The 23811-nt window shown below is 36.9% G+C and carries 17 protein-coding genes and 2 pseudogenes; 15 read left to right on the forward strand and 4 right to left on the reverse strand.

All coding sequences use genetic code 11. From position 1 onward, the window contains the following. Positions 1-271 precede the first annotated feature (271 nt). The 12 genes and pseudogenes from ACO1DI_RS14840 to ACO1DI_RS14895 all read left to right on the forward strand — a co-directional run bounded on the left by ACO1DI_RS14840 (position 272) and on the right by ACO1DI_RS14895 (position 14845). The gene (locus ACO1DI_RS14840; protein ID WP_049164126.1) at positions 272-1264 is read left to right on the forward strand and encodes a thiamine pyrophosphate-dependent dehydrogenase E1 component subunit alpha; all 993 of its coding nucleotides are present in this window, start codon (positions 272-274) and stop codon (positions 1262-1264) included. Positions 1265-1282: 18 nt separating this feature from the next. Beyond that, a complete protein-coding gene (locus ACO1DI_RS14845) occupies positions 1283-2317 on the forward strand; it encodes an alpha-ketoacid dehydrogenase subunit beta (protein WP_042992173.1) in 1035 nt (344 codons plus the stop codon). 24 nt (positions 2318-2341) lie between these two features. Next, positions 2342-3571, forward strand: coding sequence for a dihydrolipoamide acetyltransferase family protein (locus ACO1DI_RS14850; protein ID WP_098626748.1), 1230 nt, complete (start codon positions 2342-2344; stop codon positions 3569-3571). A gap of 16 nt (positions 3572-3587) precedes the next feature. Beyond that, positions 3588-4967, forward strand: a complete 1380-nt coding sequence (gene lpdA / locus ACO1DI_RS14855) for a dihydrolipoyl dehydrogenase (protein WP_209368921.1) — start codon at positions 3588-3590, stop codon at positions 4965-4967. A gap of 265 nt (positions 4968-5232) precedes the next feature. Next, positions 5233-7110: a sigma-54-dependent Fis family transcriptional regulator gene (locus tag ACO1DI_RS14860; protein WP_209368930.1), complete on the forward strand. Its 1878-nt coding sequence runs from the start codon at positions 5233-5235 to the stop codon at positions 7108-7110. 77 nt (positions 7111-7187) lie between these two features. After that, a pseudogene (locus tag ACO1DI_RS14865) lies at positions 7188-7424 on the forward strand (butanediol dehydrogenase); the annotation flags it as partial. A gap of 285 nt (positions 7425-7709) precedes the next feature. After that, entirely contained in the window at positions 7710-8924 is a 1215-nt protein-coding gene (locus ACO1DI_RS14870) for a cystathionine gamma-synthase family protein (protein WP_209368933.1), read from the forward strand. 232 nt (positions 8925-9156) lie between these two features. Beyond that, positions 9157-9729: an HTH-type transcriptional regulator Hpr gene (locus tag ACO1DI_RS14875; protein WP_209368935.1), complete on the forward strand. Its 573-nt coding sequence runs from the start codon at positions 9157-9159 to the stop codon at positions 9727-9729. Positions 9730-9923: 194 nt separating this feature from the next. Next, positions 9924-11021, forward strand: a complete 1098-nt coding sequence (locus ACO1DI_RS14880) for a GerAB/ArcD/ProY family transporter (protein ID WP_042992171.1) — start codon at positions 9924-9926, stop codon at positions 11019-11021. Next, positions 11008-12531, forward strand: coding sequence for a spore germination protein (locus tag ACO1DI_RS14885; RefSeq protein WP_014460537.1), 1524 nt, complete (start codon positions 11008-11010; stop codon positions 12529-12531). Before ACO1DI_RS14880 ends, ACO1DI_RS14885 begins: the two co-directional genes overlap by 14 nt. After that, positions 12531-13691 (forward strand): Ger(x)C family spore germination protein, encoded by a 1161-nt coding sequence (locus ACO1DI_RS14890; RefSeq protein ID WP_243556977.1) that lies wholly within the window; start codon positions 12531-12533, stop codon positions 13689-13691. Before ACO1DI_RS14885 ends, ACO1DI_RS14890 begins: the two co-directional genes overlap by 1 nt. Positions 13692-13810: 119 nt before the next feature. Further along, entirely contained in the window at positions 13811-14845 is a 1035-nt protein-coding gene (locus tag ACO1DI_RS14895; protein WP_014460535.1) for a DUF3231 family protein, read from the forward strand. Between the two features lie 634 nt (positions 14846-15479). Here the strand turns inward: ACO1DI_RS14895 and ACO1DI_RS14900 are convergent. Both ACO1DI_RS14900 and ACO1DI_RS14905 read right to left on the reverse strand, forming a co-directional pair. Then, on the reverse strand, positions 15480-16619 hold the full coding sequence (locus tag ACO1DI_RS14900; RefSeq protein WP_226701178.1) for a hypothetical protein: 1140 nt from the start codon (positions 16617-16619) through the stop codon (positions 15480-15482). Positions 16620-17518: 899 nt separating this feature from the next. Then, on the reverse strand, positions 17519-18949 hold the full coding sequence (locus ACO1DI_RS14905) for a hypothetical protein (protein WP_014460532.1): 1431 nt from the start codon (positions 18947-18949) through the stop codon (positions 17519-17521). 376 nt (positions 18950-19325) lie between these two features. On the opposite strand from ACO1DI_RS14905, the gene ACO1DI_RS14910 reads away from it, so the two are divergent. Then, positions 19326-19676, forward strand: a complete 351-nt coding sequence (locus tag ACO1DI_RS14910; protein ID WP_013056601.1) for a VOC family protein — start codon at positions 19326-19328, stop codon at positions 19674-19676. A gap of 61 nt (positions 19677-19737) precedes the next feature. Here the strand turns inward: ACO1DI_RS14910 and ACO1DI_RS14915 are convergent, their stop codons facing one another. Then, positions 19738-20829 carry an AI-2E family transporter gene (locus ACO1DI_RS14915; RefSeq protein WP_025751972.1) on the reverse strand — a complete coding sequence of 364 codons (1092 nt, stop codon included), beginning with the start codon at positions 20827-20829 and terminating at the stop codon, positions 19738-19740. A 109-nt stretch (positions 20830-20938) separates the two neighbouring features. Next, entirely contained in the window at positions 20939-21133 is a 195-nt protein-coding gene (locus ACO1DI_RS14920) for a twin-arginine translocase TatA/TatE family subunit (protein WP_013082787.1), read from the reverse strand. Between the two features lie 512 nt (positions 21134-21645). Between ACO1DI_RS14920 and uxaC the strand changes: the two genes are divergently transcribed. Next, on the forward strand, positions 21646-23067 hold the full coding sequence (uxaC, locus tag ACO1DI_RS14925; protein WP_042992169.1) for a glucuronate isomerase: 1422 nt from the start codon (positions 21646-21648) through the stop codon (positions 23065-23067). A 47-nt stretch (positions 23068-23114) separates the two neighbouring features. Beyond that, a pseudogene (locus tag ACO1DI_RS14930) lies at positions 23115-23702 on the forward strand (MFS transporter); the annotation flags it as partial. Positions 23703-23811 lie beyond the last annotated feature (109 nt).

Here is a 23811-nt window from a genome sequence, read left to right on the forward strand (position 1 = left end):
TTATATCATATTTACATAAAAGCTTTCTTGCTAATTATTCAATGTAATTTTCAACCCACACGCTTATTATGCACCTTAAATCCAGTTTACATAATTGATTCCTCTAAGATTGGACAAAGTTAGACAAAGTTGGAACAGTGTCCAATTTTGTCTAACTTCAAAAAGTAAAATAAAACAATAGATTGCTAGTATAAAGCGATTTTAATGTTGGCACGGTACTTGCAAGAGTAGTTAAGTGAAGTTTGATAATCAAATGAGGAGGCTTACCATAATGAAAACTGCTCAAAATAAAACAGAAAAGCTTACGAAAGAAAAAGCCAGCTGGATGTATCAGAAAATGGTAGAAATTCGAAAGTTTGAAGATGAAGTACATCAAATTTTTGCAAAAGGTGTACTGCCTGGTTTTGTTCATCTGTATGCAGGTGAAGAAGCGGTAGCGGTTGGAATGTGCGCTCATCTTAATGACAGTGACAGTATTACGAGCACTCATCGGGGACACGGTCATTGTATTGCTAAAGGCGGCGATTTAGATGGCATGATGGCTGAACTATTTGGGAAGGTAACCGGGTTAGGCAAAGGAAAAGGTGGATCTATGCATATCGCGGATTTAGATAAAGGAATTTTAGGAGCAAATGGAATTGTAGGAGGAGGATTTCCGCTTGCATGCGGTTCTGCTTTAACTGCTAAGTATAAAAAAACAAAAGATGTAAGCGTTTGCTTTTTTGGAGACGGAGCGGGCAATGAAGGAACTTTTCATGAAGGAATTAACTTAGCAGCGATTTGGAAACTGCCTGTTGTTTTTGTTGCTGAGAATAATGGCTACGGAGAGGCAACTCCATTTTCTTATGCTTCAAGCTGCAGCACGATTGCAGACCGTGCCGCATCTTACAACATTCCTGGGGTACGAGTGGATGGAAAAGACGTGATGGCTGTTTATGAAGCAGCTGCAGAAGCGATTCAACGAGCGCGCAGAGGGGAAGGCCCAACGTTAATTGAATGTGTAACGTATCGAAATTACGGGCATTTCGAAGGCGACGCACAAACGTATAAATCAGGAAGTGAAAAGAAAGAACATCTTCAGGAAAAAGATGCGATCGCTCTTTTTGAAAATTACTTGCTTTCAGAACAAGTAGTAACAGAAAAAGAGCTTAGAGATATTGATGGTGATGTAGAAAAAGCAGTAAAACGCGCAGTTGAGCTAGCAGAAACAAGCGATTATCCTGATGCTTCCGAACTATTAACAGATGTTTATGTATCTTACTAATTAAAGGGGGAAAAGAAAATGACTAGAAAATTAAGTATGTCTGAAGCTATCAATGAAGCAATGAAACTAGCGATGCGAAAAGATGAGAATGTGATTCTGCTGGGAGAAGATGTAGCTGGTGGAGCGGAAATTGACCACCTGCAAGATGATGAGGCTTGGGGCGGGGTCCTTGGAGTGACAAAGGGGCTTGTACAAGAATTTGGACGTGAACGAATTCTTGATACCCCTATTTCAGAAGCAGCTTATATAGGAGCTGCAATGGGAGCGGCAGCCACAGGGTTAAGACCGGTTGCAGAATTAATGTTTAATGACTTTATTGGCTGTTGTTTAGATCAAGTGCTGAATCAAGGCGCAAAATTTAGATATATGTTTGGAGGAAAAGCTGAAGTGCCCGTCACGATTCGAACGACTCATGGAGCAGGGTTTAGGGCTGCAGCTCAGCATTCTCAGAGCTTGTATGCTTTGTTCACTAGCATTCCTGGCATTAAAGTAGTGGTGCCTTCTACCCCTTACGATGCCAAAGGATTATTGTTAGCAGCAATTGAAGACAATGATCCGGTTATCTTTTTTGAAGACAAAACATTGTACAACATGAAAGGAGAGGTTCCTGAAGGCTACTATACGATTCCGTTAGGAAAAGCGGATGTAAAACGCGAAGGAACGGATTTGACCATTGTAGCGATTGGAAAACAAGTAAATACTGCGCTTACGGCAGCTGAGCAATTATCTCACAAAGGAATTGACGTAGAAGTAGTCGATCCGCGAAGTTTATCACCTTTTGACGAAGAGACCATTCTTTCATCTGTAGAAAAAACAAATCGATTAATTGTCATTGACGAAGCCAATCCAAGATGCAGCATAGCAACAGATATTGCTGCGCTAGTTGCCGATAAAGGATTTGACATGCTTGATGCACCTATTAAACGAATTACAGCACCACATACACCTGTACCATTTTCTCCTCCATTAGAAGATATTTATCTGCCGACACCACAAAAAGTAATTGAAGTTGTATCGGAGTTGCTAGGAGATAAATCGCTTCTAAGCGTGTAATTTTAAAAAAGGAGGAGGAAGCAAATGGCTGCAGAGGTTGTAATGCCAAAACTAGGTATGGCAATGAAAGAAGGAACCGTTTCGACATGGAATAAAAAAGTTGGAGACTCCGTTTCAAAAGGAGATATGATTGCAAGTATTAATTCTGAAAAAATCGAAATGGAAATTGAAGCTCCGCAGGACGGTGTGATTCTTGATATCCTTGTACAAGAAGATGTAGGTGTGCCTCCTGGAACGATTATCTGTTATGTTGGAAATCCAAACGAGCAGCTTACTGAGCAGAACCGTTCAGCAAATGAGCTTCAGGCTCCCAAAAACGAGGTAGCGGCTACTATTTCTTTAGAAGAGCCACCAGCAAACGCAGCTTCGTCAAAGAAGAGCAAAGAAGCTGTGCGCATTTCACCAATTGCACGGAAAATAGCCGAATCTGAAAACATTGATATTGAGACGATTAAAGGCACGGGACCTAAAGGAAGAATCACAAAAGCGGATGTAGAGAAAGTGCTGGCGGAAAGAGCTGCAGAAGCGAGTCACCCACCGGCAGAAAGAGATAACCCCGCTATAAACAAAGAAACGCTTCCAGTAGCGGGCATGAGGAAAGTCATTGCAGGCCGAATGCATAATAGCTTATTAAACAGTGCTCAATTAACGATTAATATGAGAGCTGACGTGACGGACTTGCTGTCTCTTCAACAAGAAATTAAAGAAGTGACCCAGCAACGCCATAAGGTGAAAATCTCTCTAACCGATTTTATTGCTCGTGCTTGTGTTCTTTCACTTCAAGAACACAAGCAAATGAACAGTGCCTATATCGATAACGAAATTCATCTCTATAACCATGTTCATCTTGGAATGGCCGTGGCTTTAGAAAATGGATTAGTTGTTCCTGTTATGCAGCATGCTGAAAAGATGTCGTTAGTTGAATTAGCTGCAGAGATTAAAACACGAGCAGGGGATGCTCGGCAAGGTCAGCTGAGCACTGATAGAATGCAAGGTTCTACATTCACTATTACTAATCTGGGTGCTTACGGAGTAGAGTATTTTACACCTGTATTAAATCCGCCTGAAACAGGAATTCTTGGTGTTGGAGCTACTGAAGATGTACCAATGTATCAAGGAGACGAATTACAAAGAAGAAGCTTGCTGCCTTTAAGCCTGACGTTTGATCATCGGGTACTGGACGGGGCACCTGCAGCTAATTTCCTTGGAACTATTAAACAATACTTAGAGCAACCTATTTTACTACTCTTATAGAAAGGTGGTGCATTCCGTGAAACCTTTAGTTGTCATTGGCGGCGGTCCTGCAGGATATGTGGCGGCAATCACTGCCGCCCGGCAAGGAAAACAAGTTACGTTAATCGAACAAAAAGATTTAGGTGGAACATGTTTAAATGAGGGCTGTATGCCAACAAAGTCATTATTAGCAAGCGCGGAAGCCTACGAGAAAATCAAGCAAGCTGAGCAATTCGGCATCACTCTTCCTCTGGAACAAGTGAAAATTAACTGGGATGGCGTTCAGCATCATAAAACAGCTATTGTTAAAAAACTAGTGCAGGGAATTGGCTATTTGATGAGAAAGAACAGTATTAAAGTCATGAAAGGAGAAGCTTCCTTTTTGACAAATCATCGTCTAGCCGTGCGAAATGAAAATCAAGTAGAAGATGTAGAGGCTGAACAGTTTATTATTGCTGCGGGTTCAGAACCTGCTAGCCTGCCATTTGCTCCGTTTGATGGAAAGTGGATCATTCACAGTGGACAAGCAATGTCGCTGCCTGCTATCCCTTCATCTCTTTTAATAGTAGGAGGAGGGGTAATTGGGTGTGAATTTGCAAGCATTTACAGTCAAATGGGTGCAAAAGTAACGATTGTGGAAGCAGCAGACCAGCTGCTTCCTGGTGAAGATGCTGATATCGCATTTACGTTACAGGAAGAGTTAGAGAAAAAAGGCGTAGCAATTTATACCTCCGCTTCGCTAACAGAAATGCAGCCTGAAAACAAAAAAGCTCTATTTAAACATAAAGAAGAGCTGCATGAACTGCAAGCTGAGTATGCATTAATTTCAATTGGAAGAAAACCTAGAGTGCTAGGTTTGGGTTTAGAACAGGTTGGCGTACATTTTTCAAAACAAGGAATTGATGTTAATGAGCATATGCAAACGAATATACCTAACATCTATGCTTGTGGAGATGTAGTTGGCGGAATTCAGCTTGCTCATGTCGCCTTTCATGAAGGCACAGTTGCTGCTTTGCACGCATGCGGAAAAGATAAGAGCGTAAATTATCGAGCTGTACCACGCTGCATTTATACTCACCCTGAAATTGCAAGTGTCGGTATGACAGAAAAGCAGGCTCGAAGCGAATACGGCGATATTCGCGTGGGAGAATTCTCGTTTACGGCAAACGGCAAAGCGATGATTGCAAATGATCCGGTTGGAAAAGTGAAAGTAATCGTAGAACCGCAGTTTAATGAAATTATTGGGCTATCCATTGTAGGTGCACATGCTACAGAATTAATTGGACAAGGAACCATTATGATGCACGGAGAGTTGACCACAGATATAATGGAAGACTTTATCGCTGCCCATCCTACATTATCTGAAGCCATTCACGAAGCTCTTTTGCAGTCAGCAGGTCAGGCCGTTCACTCTTAACTATACCAATGCCCTAAGTAATTAAGCCCTTTAAGAATGAAAAATAAAAATGCAGGGTTTAAAAAGATAAACTAGAGGATGAAGGAATCATGTAAGAGAGATAGGATTTTTCCTGCATCCTCGTCTAGTTTTTCTATTAATTTTTACATAACGAAAGTTTAAGAATCTCTCTTTGGTAATGATAACGTTTTCTTTGTGATTTATAATAATAGCAACAAGCCTTGATTTACTATATTCAATTAAGTTTATAGGGGAGAGGTAAGAAATGGAATCCACACTTTCTTTAAACACATGGAAACGTTTTGTAAACGAAGGAGCACTTGAATCTTCAAGGTTAAACGACATCATTGTAAAATCGTGGCACCGCTGTAAAAGCGCAGATGTTAATCCTTACCTAGATAAAGGCAGATCAATTTTAAAAAACGAAGATTTTCATTCTCGAAAACAAATGAATTCTTTATTTCTTGAAACGGCGTTGCCGCACTTAGAAAGAATCAGACAATCAGCGGCGGATTTAGGAATGGTTGCTCTATTAATTGACCCAGAAGGCTATATTTTATCTATCACAGGAAATAGACTTACACTGAATGAAGCAAGAAAAATTAATTTTGTGGAAGGTGCTTGTTGGACAGAAAAAGAAGTAGGCACAAATGCAATCGGTACGGCTCTGCAAACGGAAGAGCCCATTATGATAACGGGTACAGAACATTATTCGATTGCTTCGCATCAATGGAGCTGTTCGGCAGCACCTGTTCGAAATGACGACGGAAATGTAATTGGGATTATTAATATTTCCTGTCCTGTAAACAGAGCTCATCCTTATATGCTTGGAATGGTTACATCCATCGCGTATACAATCGAACGGGAATTAAGCATTCGAATGCACAAAGACGAAATTGAGTTGGTTCATGCTTCTATGAATTTTGTTGATAGCAAACAGCTCTTGCTGCTTTGCAATTACAAAGAAGTGATTGTAGGAGCAAGTAAAACCGTTCGGGAATGTATACCAAAATGGTCAGGCTTGCAGTTGAATACGATTGTAAAACAGGGATTTCGTATAGTAATGGAAGTGCCTGTAATTTCAAAAAGACACGGTCATTCTATTGGAAAGATTGTTTACTTATCAGAAGAAACGACTCATAACCAAACAACTAAACAGATCTCTGCTCAATCATTTTGTTTTAAAGGAGAAGCAGGCATAAGCCGATCCTTTCAGCGAACATTAGAAGAAATAAAGCAGGCGGCTCCTACGGATACAACAGTCTATATTTTAGGGGAAACAGGTACTGGAAAAGAAGTAGTGGCTCAAACCATTCATGAAAACAGCTCGCGTAAAAACGGGCCTTTTATTGCTCTTAATTGTGGTGCCATTCCGAAGGAACTTATGGAAAGTGAATTATTTGGCTATGCAGAAGGAGCCTTTACAGGAGCACGGCGTCAAGGATACCAAGGAAAGTTTGAGCAGGCTAATCACGGTACGATTTTTCTTGATGAAATAGGTGAGCTTCCTCATTCTATGCAGATTTCTTTACTAAGAGTATTGCAAGAGCGCAAGGTCACGCCTGTGGGAAGCAATCAGGAAATTCCGGTAGACATCCGGATTATTACCGCTACTCATCGAGATCTTCGTCAGCTTGTCAGTGAAGGGAAGTTTCGAGAAGATTTATATTACCGGCTTCACGTGTATCCCGTGTATGTTCCGCCTTTACGGGAAAGAAAAGAAGATATTCCACATCTTATGCGGTACTTTTGTCAAACGAATGATTGGAATATGAATTTCCCCAAGGAACTAGTAGATAAATTGATAGATTACCAGTGGCCGGGAAACATTCGAGAATTATTTAATGTACTTGAGCGCTTGAAGATTTCGCTAAACACGGACTCAGAAAAAGAGACAATATTGAGTTATTTGAGTTCTTTAAACCTTGGTGGTCAGAGGAACATCTCTCACTCTGATACTTCACAAGAAATAGAAGAAAACGATTTTACGTCCCTATCCGCACTCACATTTCGTGAAAAAGTTCAAAAAGACTTGATGATGGATGCTTTACGTAAAACCCAGGGAAATGTGTCACTTGCCGCTAAACTGTTAGATATACCAAGAAGTACATTTTATAATAGATTAAAAAAATTCAATTTGTAAGCTTAAAGTTTGTAGCTGTTTTAAATTTTTAAATAAGGATAGGAGCTGAGTAGAATAAAAGCATTAAGATGGCATGATTTGAAAAAGAAGCGTCCATTCATCCCCAAACAATCGTTTTACAAGAGCGTACAGTAACAGGTATTATTGGCTACCGCGATGTATTTCCTGCGGTTATTAGTTTAATGGCAAAAGGCTATTTTTCTGCTGATAAACTGGTGACAAAACGTATTAAACTAGAACAGGTGATTGAAAAAGGTTTTGAGACATTGTTAAAAGAAAAAGAACAGGTGAAAATTTTAGTGAAAGCCGAATAAAAAAAGAGGCTGGGACAAAAGTATTTTAGACGAAGTAAAAAATGAACCATTGATCAAGATTTTTGATTAGCGGTTCGTTTTTTTTGTTATGGTAAGCGTAGGTTCGATTGTTTAAGTACTTCTAGCAGTTGATTGGATTTATTTCGTTATATCTCAACCTCTTTAAATTTAATAAGGTAAATATGGCTGTTTTATTATCAGATTATTCTGTACTATATACAGTATATTGTATACAATATATAATCTAATCATTATCTAATTAATAAAATCAGAGGTGATGAGTGAATGACAGACAAACAGTTTAGAAATGTACAAGACGGAACAAAAGCGGTATGGGCAGGAGAAAAAGAATCGCTTGCTTACAATGCCACTCAAGTTCCTGTCGTCTTCAGCGTAGCTTATAATTATGATGACGTAGACGAATGGCAAGAAGTTGCGTTAGGAAACAAACCAGGCTATACGTATAATCGCATGAGTAATCCTACGGTGAAAGCTTTTGAAGAAAAAGTAAGGGTACTTGAAGAAGCAGAAGAAGCGGTCGCATTTTCCTCCGGCATGGCGGCTATTAGCAGCACATTTTACACGTTTTTAAAACCCGGAGACCGCGTCGTATCAGTAAAAGATACATATGGGGGAACAAATAAAATCTTCACTGAGTTCCTTCCTAACATCGGAGTGGATGTAACCTTATGCAATACGGGGAATCATGAAGAAATTGAAGCGGAAGTAAATAAAGGGTGTAAAGTGCTATATTTAGAGTCACCTACAAATCCTACGATGAAAATTATTGATATTGAAAGAATAGCAAAAGCAGGAAAAGCAGTAGGGGCAGTGGTCATTATTGATAATACGTTTGCGACACCCATTAATCAAAACCCTCTTCAATTAGGGGTAGATCTTGTCATTCACAGCGCCACAAAATTTTTAAGCGGACATGCGGATGCCTTAGGAGGGGTAGTATGCGGCTCTAAAGAATTAATGCAGCATGTGTATCACTACCGTGAGATCAATGGCGCGACCATGGATCCCATGTCAGCGTATCTTATTTTAAGAGGAATGAAAACGTTAAAATTACGTATACGTCAACAAGAGCGAAGCGCTTTGGTAATTGCTAAATTTCTTCGAAAGAAAGAAGCTGTTGAAGCCGTCTATTATCCTGGATTGGAAACACACCCTCATCATCATATTGCCAAAAAACAAATGAAAGGCTTTGGCGGAATATTAAGCTTTGTTTTAAAAGGAGAAATGGAAGCTATTAAAATTTTGCTGCCAAGGTTAACGTATGCAAATAAAGCCGGTAATCTAGGAGCGGTTGAAACGATTTACGGCCCGGCAAGAACGACTAGTCACGTAGAATGTACGCTTGAAGAACGTAAAGCTCTTGGAATATCCGAAGGACTGGTTCGTATATCTGTAGGAATTGAAGATACGGAAGATCTAATTGCAGACTTAGAACAAGCATTTGCTCACTTAGAATCCGCATCATCTATTAGTAATTAAAAAGACGCGTATTACTTTTTTTAATAAAAATAAGGTAAGCAACTCTTTTTAGTTGGTAGACATTTCTTCAGAATTGCAGAGATATTGTGGAATAAAACTGATAAATTAAACTGCACGTGTATTTTTTCGTCTGATTTTGTAGGTATGCTGATAAATTAGATGAAATAAAAATGTTTTTACACGCTTTAAAAATAAACTAACTTACAATAGCCTACAAATAAGGAATGATAGTATGTCGAAACAAGAAAGTGAATACACAATAAAAGATGCATCATTGTTTGGATTCAAATTAATGCAGGTAAGTAAAGCCATCTGGAGAGCTGCGGAAGATGACTGGGAGCAATGGGTGAAACCTTATGGTCTGAATGTAAATGAGCATCATATTTTATGTTTGGCTAGCAGCACGGGAGAAATCTCTATGTCAGAGTTAGCTAATTTAGGAGCTATGCATATCTCTACAGCATTTAATTTTTCGAAAAAATTAGAAAATCAAGGATATCTGCATTTGTCCAAAAGAGAAAATGATAAAAGAAACACCTACATCAAATTGACTGAAAATGGCGAACAATTATTGCTTGACACGCTCAAAGGATATGAACCACATAACAGTAAGGTGTGCAAAGGCGCACTTCCTTTAAAAACGTTATACGGAAAATTTCCCGATTTTCCAGAGCTCGTAACCGTTGTTCGCCAAGTTTGTGGCGGCGAGCTAGTGACCGTTGCTGATCAACCTTTTGTGAATATAGAAGAAGCGGAAATAGAAGAAAATGAAGATAAGAAAGAAGTCCATCTAACTAGTAATTGAACGCGGTGAATAATGTGCAGAGAATAGGGCTTCGTGAAAATAAGTAAATAACAGACCGAGCTGTTTTATACGTGAGAAATTTGACGTGTAAAACAGCTCTTTTTTATTTTGTGAATAATGATTCTCCATTATATTATGAGAAATTTAGGATAAGCTACCAGTAGTAAATTTACCGGAGAGAAGGAGTGGTTACCATGAATAAGTCAGACTCAATTTCTGTTTTTCAACTGATCCTTCTTTCGATGACGTTTATTGGCTTAAAAACTCATGTGATGCTTATATCTCCATTAATTAAAACGGCAGGGCGCGATGCTTGGATCACCGTTCTTCTTACTTGTCTTTTAACACTCATATGGGTTCCTTTACTCGTATATGTAAATAAAAAAACAAACGGCGAACATCTTTTTCAATGGATGAAAAAACATATGAATAAGTCATTTACCAACGTTGTTATTTTTCTTATAATCGCTTATTTGACCATTATGGAAATTGCCACCTTACGAGAGACGATTACGTGGATCAATATTATTTTTCTTCAGCGAACACCTTTAATTATACTCGTTTTGCTATTTGGTTTTACCTGTTGCTTACTTGCCGCTACGAGCATTAGAACGATTAGTATTGTAAACGTGTTTCTTTTATTTTTTATTGTGCTATTAGGTTTTTTTGTTTCTTTTACAAACTTTCAATTTAAAGATTATTCTTTATTGCAGCCTGTTTTAGAAAATGGCTATTTTCCTGTTATTAAAAGTATTGTATTTCAAGGATCAGGTATGGTTGAGCTGCTGCTGCTGCTTTTCTTGCAGCACAAAGTACCGCAGCCTATACGCTATAAGCATTTAGCGGTGGCAGGAATTCTCTTAACAGGCCTTACGATTGGGCCTCTTATTGGGGCAATTACTGAATTTGGTCCTGTAGAAGCCTCTAAGCAACGTTTCCCCCCCTATGAAGAATGGGGAATTGCATCACTTGGAAAGTTTATAGAGCATATCGACTTTTTATCTATTTATCAGTGGCTGTCGGGTACCTTCATCCGCATTTCGACCTTTCTTTTTATTATGAAAGAATTAGTTCCGTTTCAAAAAGGCCACAAAAGGTTTCTTTTACTCATTTTAGTGGTTATCACTGTATGCACGCTGGCTCCTATAACAGACTTTACTTTTTCAAATCTTTTATTTTTTACAATCATACCGGCTACTTTCTGGCTGTTTGTTGCTTTTTCTCTTTTCTTAGTAGTCATAGTCTTTCTAATTTCCCATAAAACAAGGAGGGATAAAAGTGGAATTTTTTAAGAAGCAAAAAGACTACAGCTCTAAAAAACAAGAGACCGAAAGTCTTTTAAAAGAAAGTTCTTCTCGTTCTCAGATCATCAATGAGTGTACGTTAAGAGATTTATTTGGAAAATGCGGCGATATTAACTTCGAGACCGTTTATTTTTATAACAAACGAGTGCTTATGATTTATTGTACCGGTTTAGTGAGTACGGAAATGCTATATGGAATGATCCCTAAAAGATTAGAGGAATGCTGCGCTAAGCTAGAGGGGGAAGTAGAAGGAGACAAGATCATAAAATTATTAAACCTTCCCTCAGTTTCTATCGTTCAAAATGAAGAACAGGCAGTTTCGGAAATTTTTTCCGGGAAATTATTCATTGATTTTGGATTACCGAACGCTGTTGTGTCTATCGATATTTCTGACCGTCCTCAAAGAAGTCCAGAAGAAACGAAAAATGAAGTAACCATATTGGGTCCTAGAGACAATTTTATTGAAGACTTACCTGTGAATATTGCTTTAATTCGTAAGCGTCTTAAATCGGTTTCCTTGTTAACAAAATCTTTAGAGATTGGAAAACGAACAAAAACAAAAGTAAGCATTTTATACATGGAAGACGTAGCTGACAAGAAGATACTTGACGAAATTATGGAGAAGTTAGGGAATATCGATATCGACGGTATTTTCAGCGGAACACAGCTAGAAGAGCTCATTAATAAAAATCCGTATAGCTTTTTTCCTCGCCACGCTTATACAGGAAGACCTGATTTTGCGGTTCAATCTCTGTTAAATGGCCGGTTCATTATATTAATTGATGGAACTTCATATGCGTATGTTACACCTATTAACCTTTTTTACTTATTAAAAGGATCTGAGGATAAAGAAAATACATATTTATACAGCTCTTTTGAGCGTATTCTTCGAATCTTCGGGCTTTCTATCGCTGCTTTTTTGCCGGGTTTTTGGGTTGCAATGACGGCTTTTCATCAAAATCAGCTTCCGCTCAGCCTATTAGCTACGATTGTTGAAGCAAGAAGAGGTGTCCCGTTTCCTACCTCTCTTGAAGCAATATTAATGCTTCTTTTATTTGAATTGTTTCGAGAGGCAGGGTTTAGACTCCCGACTTCTGTCGGACAGACACTCAGTGTAATCGGAGGGCTTATTATCGGTGATGCAGCCATTAGAGCCGGTTTAACAAGTCCTGCCATGCTGGTTGTCATTGCAGGCTCTACGATTGCTACCTTTACGCTAGCAAATCAGTCCCTTATAGGAACAATTTCACTGATCCGCTTTTTTAGTATTATCTGTGTTAGCATTTTAGGTTTTTTTGGCTTTTTTATTTCCATCTTTTTAGTCATGATCTATATTACAAACATTCGAACGTTTGGTGTGCCATATTTCGAATTAGCAACCCGATTAGATGCGAAAAATATTTTAAAATCTCTATTCCGCCTGCCCGAAAGTAAAAAAGCAACGAGAGCTAGTATGCTTAACCCCAGCGATTCCACCCGCGAAGAAGGAGGAAGTTAGTGAAAAGGACCATAAGGAACTTACTTATACTTATTATGAGCTCTTTTTTATTGTTTCTTTCGGGGTGCTGGGATACGAATGAACCGGAACAAATGGTATATGCACAGGGAATGGGGGTAGATTTTAAAGATAATCGTTACGTTCTTTACCTGCAGACCATCAATTTAAGTTTATTGGCAAAATCGGAGGCAAGCGGTGCTGGCGCGGGTCAAGCCAAAGTAGAAGTTGGCTACGCAACAGGAAAGACCATTGATGAAGCTATTTTTAGATATTATCAAATTTCTCAGCGCAGAATCTTTTTTGGGCACTTAGCTTTCCTTGTTCTAACGGACGATGCGTTAAAGCATGGCGCTGTCAAATCTGCGGTGGATTTTTTAGATCGTTATAGAGAAACGAGATACAACATTTGGATGTATGCTACGAAAAGCCCTTTGAAAAAAACGCTGTTAGCTACGCCTATGTTCGAAGTATCGAACGCTCTTTCTCGCTTGAGCGATCCTAAAGTGATTTTTAAGCAAAACTCCTTTATTCCACCAGTTGATTTAAGAGAGCTCATTATCCATCTTAATGAACCAAGTCACGAAGTAAACATCCCTCTAGTTCAGACTAAAGAACATTTAACAACGGATCAAAAAACAGAAACAGCTATTCAAGTAAACGGAGCAGTGGCTATTACATCATCTGAATTAAAAGGAGTTTTTTCTGAGAATAAAATCAAAGGGCTTAGATGGATAACCGATGAATTTGTACGAGCTGGTTTACGGGTAAGGCTGCCTGATCATTCCGATATTGATCTTGTGGTAGACAAGAAAAAAGTAAAGGTTGAACCTGTTATAAAAGGTAGTAATCTAACATTTAATATAAAAATTCGGGCAAAAGCAACGATTTTAGTTATGCCGCAGCACGAAAAACTATCAACTATAAAAAAAGAAGCTGAACAGAAAATTAAGAAACAAATTATTGAAACGTACGCGCAAGGCTTGAATATAAACAGCGATGTTTACAGGCTTTCTCATGTTCTTTACAAAAAAGAAATGCGTAAATGGAAAGCTGTTCAAAGCAACGGGGCAATTCCTTTAACAAAAGACTCAATAAATGTGAAGGTCAACGTACAGGTTAAGCACGGAAACAAACAGCGAATAGGTCCGACTATAGATTAAAATACTTAACATCCGCACATCTCACCACTCATTAAAACAAAAAAACATTGGGCAAGAGTTGAAGAATAGATAAGGTAGAAAAGACCAACCTAAGAACAAACTGAATTAGGAGATTATAGATGGAAACAATTAAACCAATCAAAATAGGTTCAAAAAAAACAAACGTGAAAGAGAAATTAACAGCCCCCGAAATGGGAAAACTTTGGGCAACCTATATGGGTAACAACATGTCTTCGCATATTTTAAGCTATTTTCTTGAACACGTTGAAGATCCAGATATAAAAAAACTGTTACAGCATGCAAAAGACTTAACGGAAGAATTTCAAAGTAGCGTAAAAGACATTTTCAAAAAAGAAAATGTGCCGATTCCTTATGGATTTACACAAGAAGACGTTAACCTAGGCGCTCCAAAACTGTTTGAAGATGAGTTTTACGTGCATTATTTAAAATATGTTGCTAAAGCAGGATTAAGCATTTACAGTATTGCGCTACCCTTAATGTATAGAGAAGATGTCAAGACATTATTAACGTATTGTATGAAAGCGACAATGGAACTTATGGAGCAAATAAAAGCAACGTTAATGAATAAAGGTCTCATTATTAAGCCACCCATTATTCCTCCACCAGAAAAAGTGAATATGGCTAATACTCATTATTTAAGCGGATTTATAGGAGATGTTCGACCTTTGCATGCATTAGAAATTGCTCATTTGTATGATAATATCGAGAATAATGTGACTAGTAAAGCCGTAATTTTAGCATTCGGTCAAGTTGTTAAAAGTGAAAAAATCCGTGCTTTGTTTGTAAAAGGAGAAGACCTGACAAATAAGGCCGTAGAGCGCTATATTGAAAAGCTTCATCGAGCTAATTTACCAGCGCCATCCTTTCTTGATCATTTAGTCACTACTTCTACTTTTTCACCATTTTCGGATAAATTGATGCTGTTTCACAAAATGGATATGTTCTCAATGAAAATGAGGGCTTTTGGAAATTCAGTAGCCGTCAATGGAAGGCATGATTTGGCGCTGTTATATGGAAAATCGCTGACAAATATCTCAAGGTTTGTAAATGATGCAGCAGCTATTATGATGGAAAACGGCTGGATGGAAACACCGCCGGAAGCGGTAGATAGAGGTCATTTAAACTCCAACTAATTAAATAACTTGCCATAAAACATGTAAAAAAGTTCTTAACCTATATAGCTTGAATAAGTAAAAAACACACAAAACAAATGTCCAGATTTTGTGTGTTTTTTATTTGAAGAGAAAAAAGCTGTTAAACCTGTTTTTATATTTAATGGTCATTAAACTAAAGCAACTTAGGATTACAATTTGTATAGGAGCTTAATGTCTCCCTGTACAAAAAAATGCTATTTATTCGCTGCTCTTTATTTTAAAGAAATTACTATATATTTATAAGAGATTAAAAAGAAATTAAAGAAATTATAAACATTGGTAAAACGTATATTGGTAAAAGGCTTCTCCTGACTGAGTTTAAGGGGTATTAGGGAATCAAAAAAACTGTAGTTAACAACAAGAATTTTCACGAAAAAATATAGGATTTTTTTGTAGTAGCTATATTTTTTACGCAATAGTTAGGAAAATAACGTATATTAGTTGTATTTTTTGTTCATTTAGTTGATTTTTTTCGTGAGAACGAAAATCAGTATCATTTAAAAAGACTTATTATAGCTTAGAGACATTTATTTTTTAGTAAGTTAAAGAGAAAAAAAGAATGTGAGGGAAATAGAGTAGAAATGAGTAAAAAAAGGCATAACAAAAAAGAGTATTATAGAGCGTTAATTTTTGCCTGATAATACCCGTTGGCAATTTTTCGGATATACGTAAAGAAGTTTGACTCCATTTCGTGCACAAGAGGGCGAAATGCATCCATACTTTCTTCTATGTAAGTTTGTTGTAGATAACGCTGAACGGACGTTAATGATTTTTCGATTATATCTAAACCAAACTCATGTACAATGGAATGAATATCTTCCTTTTTAATCGAATAATGACCAAAAGTTTTAAAGAAATTCTTAAACTGAGCAAATGCATGCTCTCCACGGATTTTTTCGATTTCTTTTTGTTTTTTACTATCATGAGCACCAGCTAAATTAAAGCTTAAAATAAAACCATCCTTGATTTTTTCAATAATTGCTTTTCTTGGCTGCTTTTCTTCTAATAATGTTTTGACGCAATCATCTTTTTCTAGTACATCGATACGGAAAATTGTACTCAATTTACTAGCCATTTCTTTAATAGCAGCTTTATATCCAATGTATTTTGGAAGAATGTGTTTTACCTCAGTGTAAGATAAAAGTGCTTCTGAATCTTTCTTTACGTTTACATCAGATTCGTATACGTACAACGCACGTAAAGCCAGACGCAGCATGTTGATATTTTTAATAGCCAGCAATTGATAAATCACTTCCATCGAAACAGAAGTATAACCACCTTTTGAAGTATATGTACTGTTATCTTCATCAAGCATTTCAGGATTATACGATATGTTTTGAACATCAGCAGCTTCTTTTATATGTAAATCTAAAAAATCCTCTAAATAGTTGTTTAAAGAAACTTGAATATAGTCTCCCCATAAACGATCCCAGCGAATGATGTCATAGTCTTCTAAAAGCTTATTATTATTTTGAACGGTCCGAACGGAACATTGGATTGTATTAGCCAGTTCTTGCTCAGAAATAATTGAAATATGACCTTGGCTGTTACATTTGGCTACGTAAGCTAAAATTTGCTTCATCAGAGAACCCGTCCACTTTATGTCTACAAAGTTTTTTGCTAGACCGAATGAATGTTTTTCATAGTAATAGCTGTTGTCTCGTTTCGTCTTTCTATTTAAGCCGCTCATGACAATCAGCAGCTTGTTTGCTATAAGGGTGTGCCGTTTTAGGGATAGCTTTTGTATACTCATGTAGTTACCTCCTTTCCAAAACTATATACGTCGTCTTTTACAGTATAGACACAGTCATATAGGCTGTAAAATGACATATTTGCACGGGAAAATGGTGCATTTTTTTAAAAGACTAGTGATACCAAGGGATGAAACATCTATTTACAAGGTGACATATTTGCACGGAGATGTGGAGCAAAAATAACGTTATATTTCATAAACGTTGATAAAACAGCATTCTTAAGCTAAATGTCGTATTATGACGGATGAAATACACAAAATGCGACAAATTCAAAAAAAATTTTGATGTAAAAATGACATATTTGCACGGAGAATAGGAGCAAAAATGATAAAAGTAAAGATTCAGGTAAGGAAGTGACACATTTGCACGGAAAATAGGGACAAAAAAAAGAAAAATGCCCTTTTTAAGACACAAAAAGTTCACATTTTCAGAGGGGATAAACAAACATTTGCAGCGGAAATGGTGTTTTTTTAAGGAAGTGACATGTTTGCACGGAAATCTGGAGCAAAAAACACTTTTGCACGGAGATGTGGAGCAAAAATTGGAGAAAACGAAGGGGAAAAGTCGCTGTCACAAGAAAATTTATGTAAAAGTGGCATATTTGCACGGAAGTTTGGAGCCAAACTTATAGTAAATGCAGGATAAAAAGAAAAATGACACATTTGCACGGGAATCTAGAGCAAAAAATAATTATGATACCTTTTTTGGACACAAAAAGTTCATAAAATGATGATAAAGGTGAAGTTTAACTGCCATATTAGCAGGGGAAATAATATGTTTACATGGAGAATTGGAGCAAAAAAACACTTTTGCACGGAAATGTGGAGCAAAAAATACAGTAACTAATAGTAGGTAGATAAAAAGAATGCTCTTATAAAGATGATAAGAGCATTCTTTTTTAGCCTATAGAACTTGTTACGTTTTGATAAATAGAAAGGGGAGCATATTCGTAATCACCGGCTAATAAGTCTTTTACTTCACTTTCTCCCACAGGAATAAAGGTAATTTGAAACACTTGACCTACTCTTTTATAAGATTGGACGGCTAGTTTTTGTTCCACTAGCTCATCTAAGGCTGTTTCAATTTCGACAAGGTTTTCTTTTTTTCGTCTTTTTCGAAAGCGGACTCTTGTCGAAAAATATAAATAATCTCTTGTGACATTGTATGAAGATTTTGTTTCATAGCAAATGAGACGCTCTTTTTGCATAACGAATAGCAAATGGTAAGCGGCGTCTAAACTTAATTTTTCTACTTTATTTTTATAGATACGCACCGTTTGGCGTTGAATATAGTCTCTATATATCACTTCATTGACGTGAATTTCAGCAATTCGCGTTCCGTTCGGCATCGTAGTAATATCCACAAAGTCAAAAATACCATAAGCAATTTTTTTATTATGCTGCACTTTTGTCATGCTGTAGTGCTTCATTTTCGTAATTCTTTCTTCTATCATCTGATAGTTGCGCTTACTGTCTGTTTTATAAAGTGCTTTCACAAGGTCACCAATTTTTACGTTAATGATTTTCTGTGTAGCGAACAATTCATCGCGTTGGCTCATGATCTCTAAAAACACTTTATAATCAAACCGATCTAAATCACTAATTTTATTTCCATTTTCTTCAGCGTATTCTTTTTCTATTAACAATTCGTAATCTGTCCCGTCTTCAGAGTTATAAGTACTTAAGAAATATTCTTTTCCTTCTTTCTCTAATAGGGGTTGCTCGACGAGAAGCTTTGCTCTTGAGTTAGAGAAAAAAGGGTTCTCTACAGTTGAAAAAGGGCTTTCAATAATACTATGATTTCCATTTTGGAAGCTTGGGTCCAGTATAGTCAGCCCAATAATAATAGATATATCCGTATGGATCGCTTTTTCTCGCTGGGTCTTGGTTTTTTGATGAATATAGGGATAATCCGTTAAGAAGAAGCTATCTTCTTGACTCCATTCACGTAGAATACCAATTCGTTTATCAATGACTTCTTCCGGAGATGATACATTTTCAAACTGTTTGCAAAAGAGTTCTTTTCCATTCGTTTTATAATAAGCTGTTAGCGCTTTGTATTCTCCAATCAGTTCTTTATTTTTCTTAGGCTTTTTTTGCTCATAGTCGCGTATAGCAGCATCTAACCATCTGCGTTTCGTACGATTGAGAAAGTCTTTTTTTAAAATCCTCAACGCTTCGTTTACATCTTTATTTTCAAAGTGCTGCTGATAAAGAGGGAGGATGGTGCTTTCTAAATCACTTTTTATACTTTCGTTATAAACAGATAAGAGGCGTAATTTAGATACTCTATCAATGACTTCGCGTATGAGTAAAGATGAATAATCCATACACATCTAACCTCCTTAACCTTAAGTTAGTCATTTTAATTCTTAGCTGGATAGTGGCTTTAAATCTATTGTAATGCACTAAAGTTCGATGCTACAAACAAAAGACGGCTACTATCTATAGTCTATTTTTCATTATACACGTGCAAAGCGGGTGAAGGGGGAGATTTTCTCATTTTCTTTTTTAGTAATCTACATTTTGTCATGAAGTATATACATTTGCAGTGTAGCTTATGTATGGAGAATGACCGTGTCCGCACCACTGCTAATTCTGCTACCGAGTTTAATGGACTGATAGAAAGTATCTCAAAATAAAAGGTTATCAGCGATTAAAAGAGAATACTTTGTAAAACTACTAAACTCATACCGGAGGTCATAAATGAACCCTATATTAAATGAAGTAGGCACGGTTTTTATTCCTGTAAAGGACATAAAAAAAGCACGAGACTGGTATTGTGACATACTAGGTTTGATAGCAGATGGAGACATTTTATATGATCATTTATATGTGATACCTATGAATGGAACAGGAATTGTATTAGATAGCAAAACTTATTCAAAAAATACGCTTTTTAAAACGCCAGCTTTTCATTTGAATACAAACGATATTAAAGAAGCTTATGAATATATGAAACAGAAAAAAGTAGAGCTAACGACAGGAATTCAACACAATCATTGGTTTACATTTAAAGATCCGGATGGAAATCACCTGATGGTGTGTCAGTGCTGACCCTATGGAACAATAAAAGGACCTTCAAGAGAAGGTCCTTTTATTGTATTGCCTTTGCATTTTACAACTTGATAGATTTATTTCTGAATTGAATCATTCTTACAATATTTATCACAATGGTTTTTGTTACAGCATAAGCCGGAATCGCTAAGATCATTCCGAGTATTCCTGCAATATTACCCGCAACAAGCAATAAAATAATAATTGTTAAAGGATGTGTGTTTAATTTCTTTCCAATTACTAGCGGAGAAATAATGTTCCCGTCGAGCTGTTGAACGATTACGACGACAATAATTACTAATATCGCTTTTGTAGGAGAGTATAATAAACCTACAATTAAAGCGGGTGCTACGCCAATAAAAGGGCCAACGTACGGGATAATATTAGTAAGGGCTCCTATTAGTGCGAGTATTAATGCATAAGGCAACCCGATGATGAGGTAACCAATGAATGTACTAATACCGACAAACAAACAAACGAGCATTTGGCCTTGAATATAAGTAGCTAGCGTATTTGTTGTTTCTTTCATTGTACGTAACGTTTCTTTTCGGTAAGAAGCAGGAACCATACGCAGCGTATTTTTACGAAGTTTATGGCTGTCTTTAAGCATATAAAAAAGAATGAAAGGAACGGTTACAACCGTAAGCGTAATATTTGTTACGACGCTTAAAACAGATGAAATACTGTTTGTGAGATTCGTAGGTAAAGTAGACGCGTAGTTTAAAAGTGACTCTTCAATATGATCGAGCGACACATATTTTTGTTCAACGAGCCAGTTAAACCATCTTGAATTAGATAAATCATTTATGTACTCTCTCGTTTCTACAATGTAAGACGGAATATTCTTAGCCAAATCAGTTAATTGTTTAGATAAAGTAGGTCCCACACCGCCCACAATAGAAGCAATTACGCCGATAAACACAACGTATAATAGTAAAATGGCCAGTGTTTTTGGCACTTTTTTTCTTGTGAGAAATGACACAATTGGTTCGAATAAAAAGAAAAGAAAACCAGCTACAAGAATAGGGAAAAACAAAGTGGAGATAAACACACCGATTGGCAGAAAAACAAACGAAATATGTTTACAAATGTAGATCAGTAAAGCAATCATCAATAGTTCTAATGTCCAAAAATGCAGTTTCGATTTAAACAAAAAGTTACCCTCTTTCTTTACTATTTTTTACTATCATACATCAAAAAAGAAACCCACTGCACGTTAAAAGTGGGCTTTTTAGTCTGTATAACTTTCATTTACATAAAAATTAGGATTTTTCCTCTTTATCTTCAGTAGTATCCTCTGGAGTTTTTTTGTCGTCATCCTGTATAATTCCTTCCGCTGCATTTTTAAATTCTCGCAGGGAATGTCCAAATGCTCGTCCTATGTCCGGCAATTTACTTGGTCCAAATACAATTAAGGCAGTAATCCCGATCACGACCATGCTTGTGGCTCCTGGCATGATATCCTCTCCTTTAAAAGCAATGAATATATGAAAATTAAAAAGAGATAGTAAATAAAGTGCATGTTTATACTATTCACTTTTCTCTTTAAAATTCCTTTATTTTAAATGATACGAAAATAAGGTGCAGCGGCTATGTATGATTTAAATGCTAGTAGTGATATTTTGCATATGAAATTTATTATAGCATTAAAGACAGCCGTTCGCCTTATTCCCCTTGTATAAGCTCTATGTGAAAAAACTTGCTTTAATTCTTATGGAAACATGTCATAAATCCTGGTTTTTTAAAATGAAGAATCAATATATGAAATAAAGAGAGAAAAAAATTGAAAAATATAAAGATAAATTGTTGTAAAATTTAGAAATAAGTAATAGAATTAAATAAAATGTTAACGTTAACATTTTTGTTATTGAAGATTATATCTTATTAATATAGTTATCTATAAATAAGAGTATTCATCAATTTATTTGATTTTGTTAACGTTAACAAAAAAGTGAAGGAGTGAATGAGAATGAAAAAGTTTATGGATGACCATTTTTTATTAACAAATGAAACAGCAGCACACTTGTATAATACTTACGCAAAAGATATGCCGATTATTGATTATCACTGCCACTTAAACCCCAAGGAAATTTATGAGAATAAACAGTTTAAAACGTTAACTAACGTTTGGCTAGATGGAGATCACTATAAATGGAGACTGATGAGAGCCAACGGAATTGAAGAAGAAAAGATAACAGGATCAGCGAGTGACTATGAAAAATTTCTTGCGTGGGCTAAAACAGTTCCGATGACGATTGGGAATCCGCTATATCATTGGACGCATCTAGAGTTAAAGCGTTTTTTTGATATTGATGAGATATTAAATGAACAAACAGCACCGTCCATTTGGGAAAAAGCAAACGAGAAATTACGCAGCGGTAAGTTTGGTGCACGAGATCTTATTACACGTTCTAACGTAAAAGTTATTTGTACAACCGACGACCCAACAGATTCACTAGAGTATCATATGAAACTAAGAGATGTACAAGACTTTGAAACCCAAGTACTTCCAAGCTTTCGTCCGGATAAAGGGCTTGAAATCAATCAAGAAGGGTTTAAGAACTGGATTGCAAAGCTGCAAGATTGTGCACATCATTCCATTCACACCTATGATGATTTGTTAAAAGCTCTTGAAAGTCGAGCTCGTTTTTTCCATTCCATGGGAGGGCGTTTATCTGATCACGCACTAAATAAAATGGTATATACGAAGACTTCGAAAGAAGAAGTTTCGAAGATTTTCTTAAAAGCCTTAAAAGGTGAAGGCGTAAGTCCTGAGGAAGAAAGTAAATATAAGTCATATACGTTAATCTTTTTAGGGAAGCTGTATAATGAGTTAGGTTGGGCAATGCAATTTCACCTTCATGCTCTTAGAAACAATAACACCAAAATGTTTCGCCAGTTAGGTCCGGATACAGGGTATGACTCGATGTACGACGGACAAGTGGCAGAGCCTCTCGTACAGCTTCTTGATCAAATGGACGTACAAAATAGTTTGCCAAAGACCATTTTATATTCGTTAAATCCAAAAGATAATTATGTATTAGCAAGTATAATTGGCAGCTTTCAAGGAGGCGGTATCCCTGGCAAGCTGCAGCTTGGTACGGCTTGGTGGTTTAATGATCAACGAGAAGGTATGTTAGAACAAATGAAAGCGTTATCAAATGTTGGGTTGTTTAGTCGGTTTATCGGTATGTTAACAGATTCCCGAAGTTTTCTTTCGTATACAAGGCATGAATATTTCAGAAGACTAGTATGCAGCTTAATTGGTACGTGGGTAGAAGAAGGGGAAGTACCTAATGACCAACAGCTGCTTGAGCAAATTGTAAAAGGAATATGTTATGAAAATGCTAAAGACTACTTTAGTTTCCCAGCCTATACGCTGCAAAATTAAAAACGCAAAATAGCTTAAAGAATTGCAAGGGGAGAAGGGGGATTACCATGAGTGTTGTGGCAACTGAAAGAAAGGTTGAAATAAAAGTAGAAGAGAAAAATCTTAGTGTAAAAGAAAAAATATCTTATGGTATGGGTGATTTTGGTAACGGTTTCATGTTTGATTTAGGGCAGTTGTATTTGTTGAAGTTCTTTACAGATGTGGCAGGCATCCCTGCCGCGGCTGCGGGAGGGATTTTTCTAGTAAGTAAGTTATTTGCGGCAGTTTGCGATCCAATTGTTGGTTCGTCCATTGATTACCGAAAAAATATAGGTGCTAAAGGGAAATTCCGGCCGTATTTACTATTCGGAAGTATGGTGTTAGCCATTTTAACCGTACTCACTTTTATTTCTCCAAATCTTTCACCGGCGGGTAAATTAATTTATGCGTACGCTTCTTATATGATTTGGGGAATTGGCTATTCATTTGTCAATATTCCATACGGATCGCTAGGCGCATCCATGACTCAAAATACTTCTGATCGCACGTCTCTTGCTGCTTTTCGTCAAACAGGATCGCTAGGTGCACTGTTTGTAACCAGCATTGCTGTTGTACCGCTCATTTTGTTATTTCCAAATGAAAAAATCGATTATCCCAGTGAAGCGGCGCACGAAAAACGCGAAAGCGTTTCACGATAAATGCGAAAACGCAGTCCCTCAGCTTCGGGCAGCTGGCCAATTGGCTGCATAACGAGAACAGGCAAAA

This window comes from Priestia sp. 40 (genome assembly GCF_049368575.1).
GTDB classification, from domain to species: Bacteria; Bacillota; Bacilli; order Bacillales; family Bacillaceae_H; genus Priestia; species Priestia zanthoxyli.

Bases quoted from the DNA above. Each gene is read 5' to 3' on its own strand.
- ACO1DI_RS14845 (WP_042992173.1), top strand. From the start codon at position 1,283: ATGACTAGAAAATTAAGTATGTCTGAAGCTATCAATGAAGCAATGAAA.
- ACO1DI_RS14840 (WP_049164126.1), top strand. From the start codon at position 272: ATGAAAACTGCTCAAAATAAAACAGAAAAGCTTACGAAAGAAAAAGCC.
- ACO1DI_RS14920 (WP_013082787.1), bottom strand. From the start codon at position 21,133: ATGCCAGGAGCCACAAGCATGGTCGTGATCGGGATTACTGCCTTAATT.
- ACO1DI_RS14910 (WP_013056601.1), top strand. From the start codon at position 19,326: ATGAACCCTATATTAAATGAAGTAGGCACGGTTTTTATTCCTGTAAAG.
- ACO1DI_RS14880 (WP_042992171.1), top strand. From the start codon at position 9,924: ATGAATAAGTCAGACTCAATTTCTGTTTTTCAACTGATCCTTCTTTCG.
- uxaC (WP_042992169.1), top strand. From the start codon at position 21,646: ATGAAAAAGTTTATGGATGACCATTTTTTATTAACAAATGAAACAGCA.
- ACO1DI_RS14875 (WP_209368935.1), top strand. From the start codon at position 9,157: ATGTCGAAACAAGAAAGTGAATACACAATAAAAGATGCATCATTGTTT.
- ACO1DI_RS14860 (WP_209368930.1), top strand. From the start codon at position 5,233: ATGGAATCCACACTTTCTTTAAACACATGGAAACGTTTTGTAAACGAA.
- ACO1DI_RS14870 (WP_209368933.1), top strand. From the start codon at position 7,710: ATGACAGACAAACAGTTTAGAAATGTACAAGACGGAACAAAAGCGGTA.
- ACO1DI_RS14900 (WP_226701178.1), bottom strand. From the start codon at position 16,619: ATGAGTATACAAAAGCTATCCCTAAAACGGCACACCCTTATAGCAAAC.
- ACO1DI_RS14850 (WP_098626748.1), top strand. From the start codon at position 2,342: ATGGCTGCAGAGGTTGTAATGCCAAAACTAGGTATGGCAATGAAAGAA.
- ACO1DI_RS14905 (WP_014460532.1), bottom strand. From the start codon at position 18,949: ATGGATTATTCATCTTTACTCATACGCGAAGTCATTGATAGAGTATCT.
- ACO1DI_RS14895 (WP_014460535.1), top strand. From the start codon at position 13,811: ATGGAAACAATTAAACCAATCAAAATAGGTTCAAAAAAAACAAACGTG.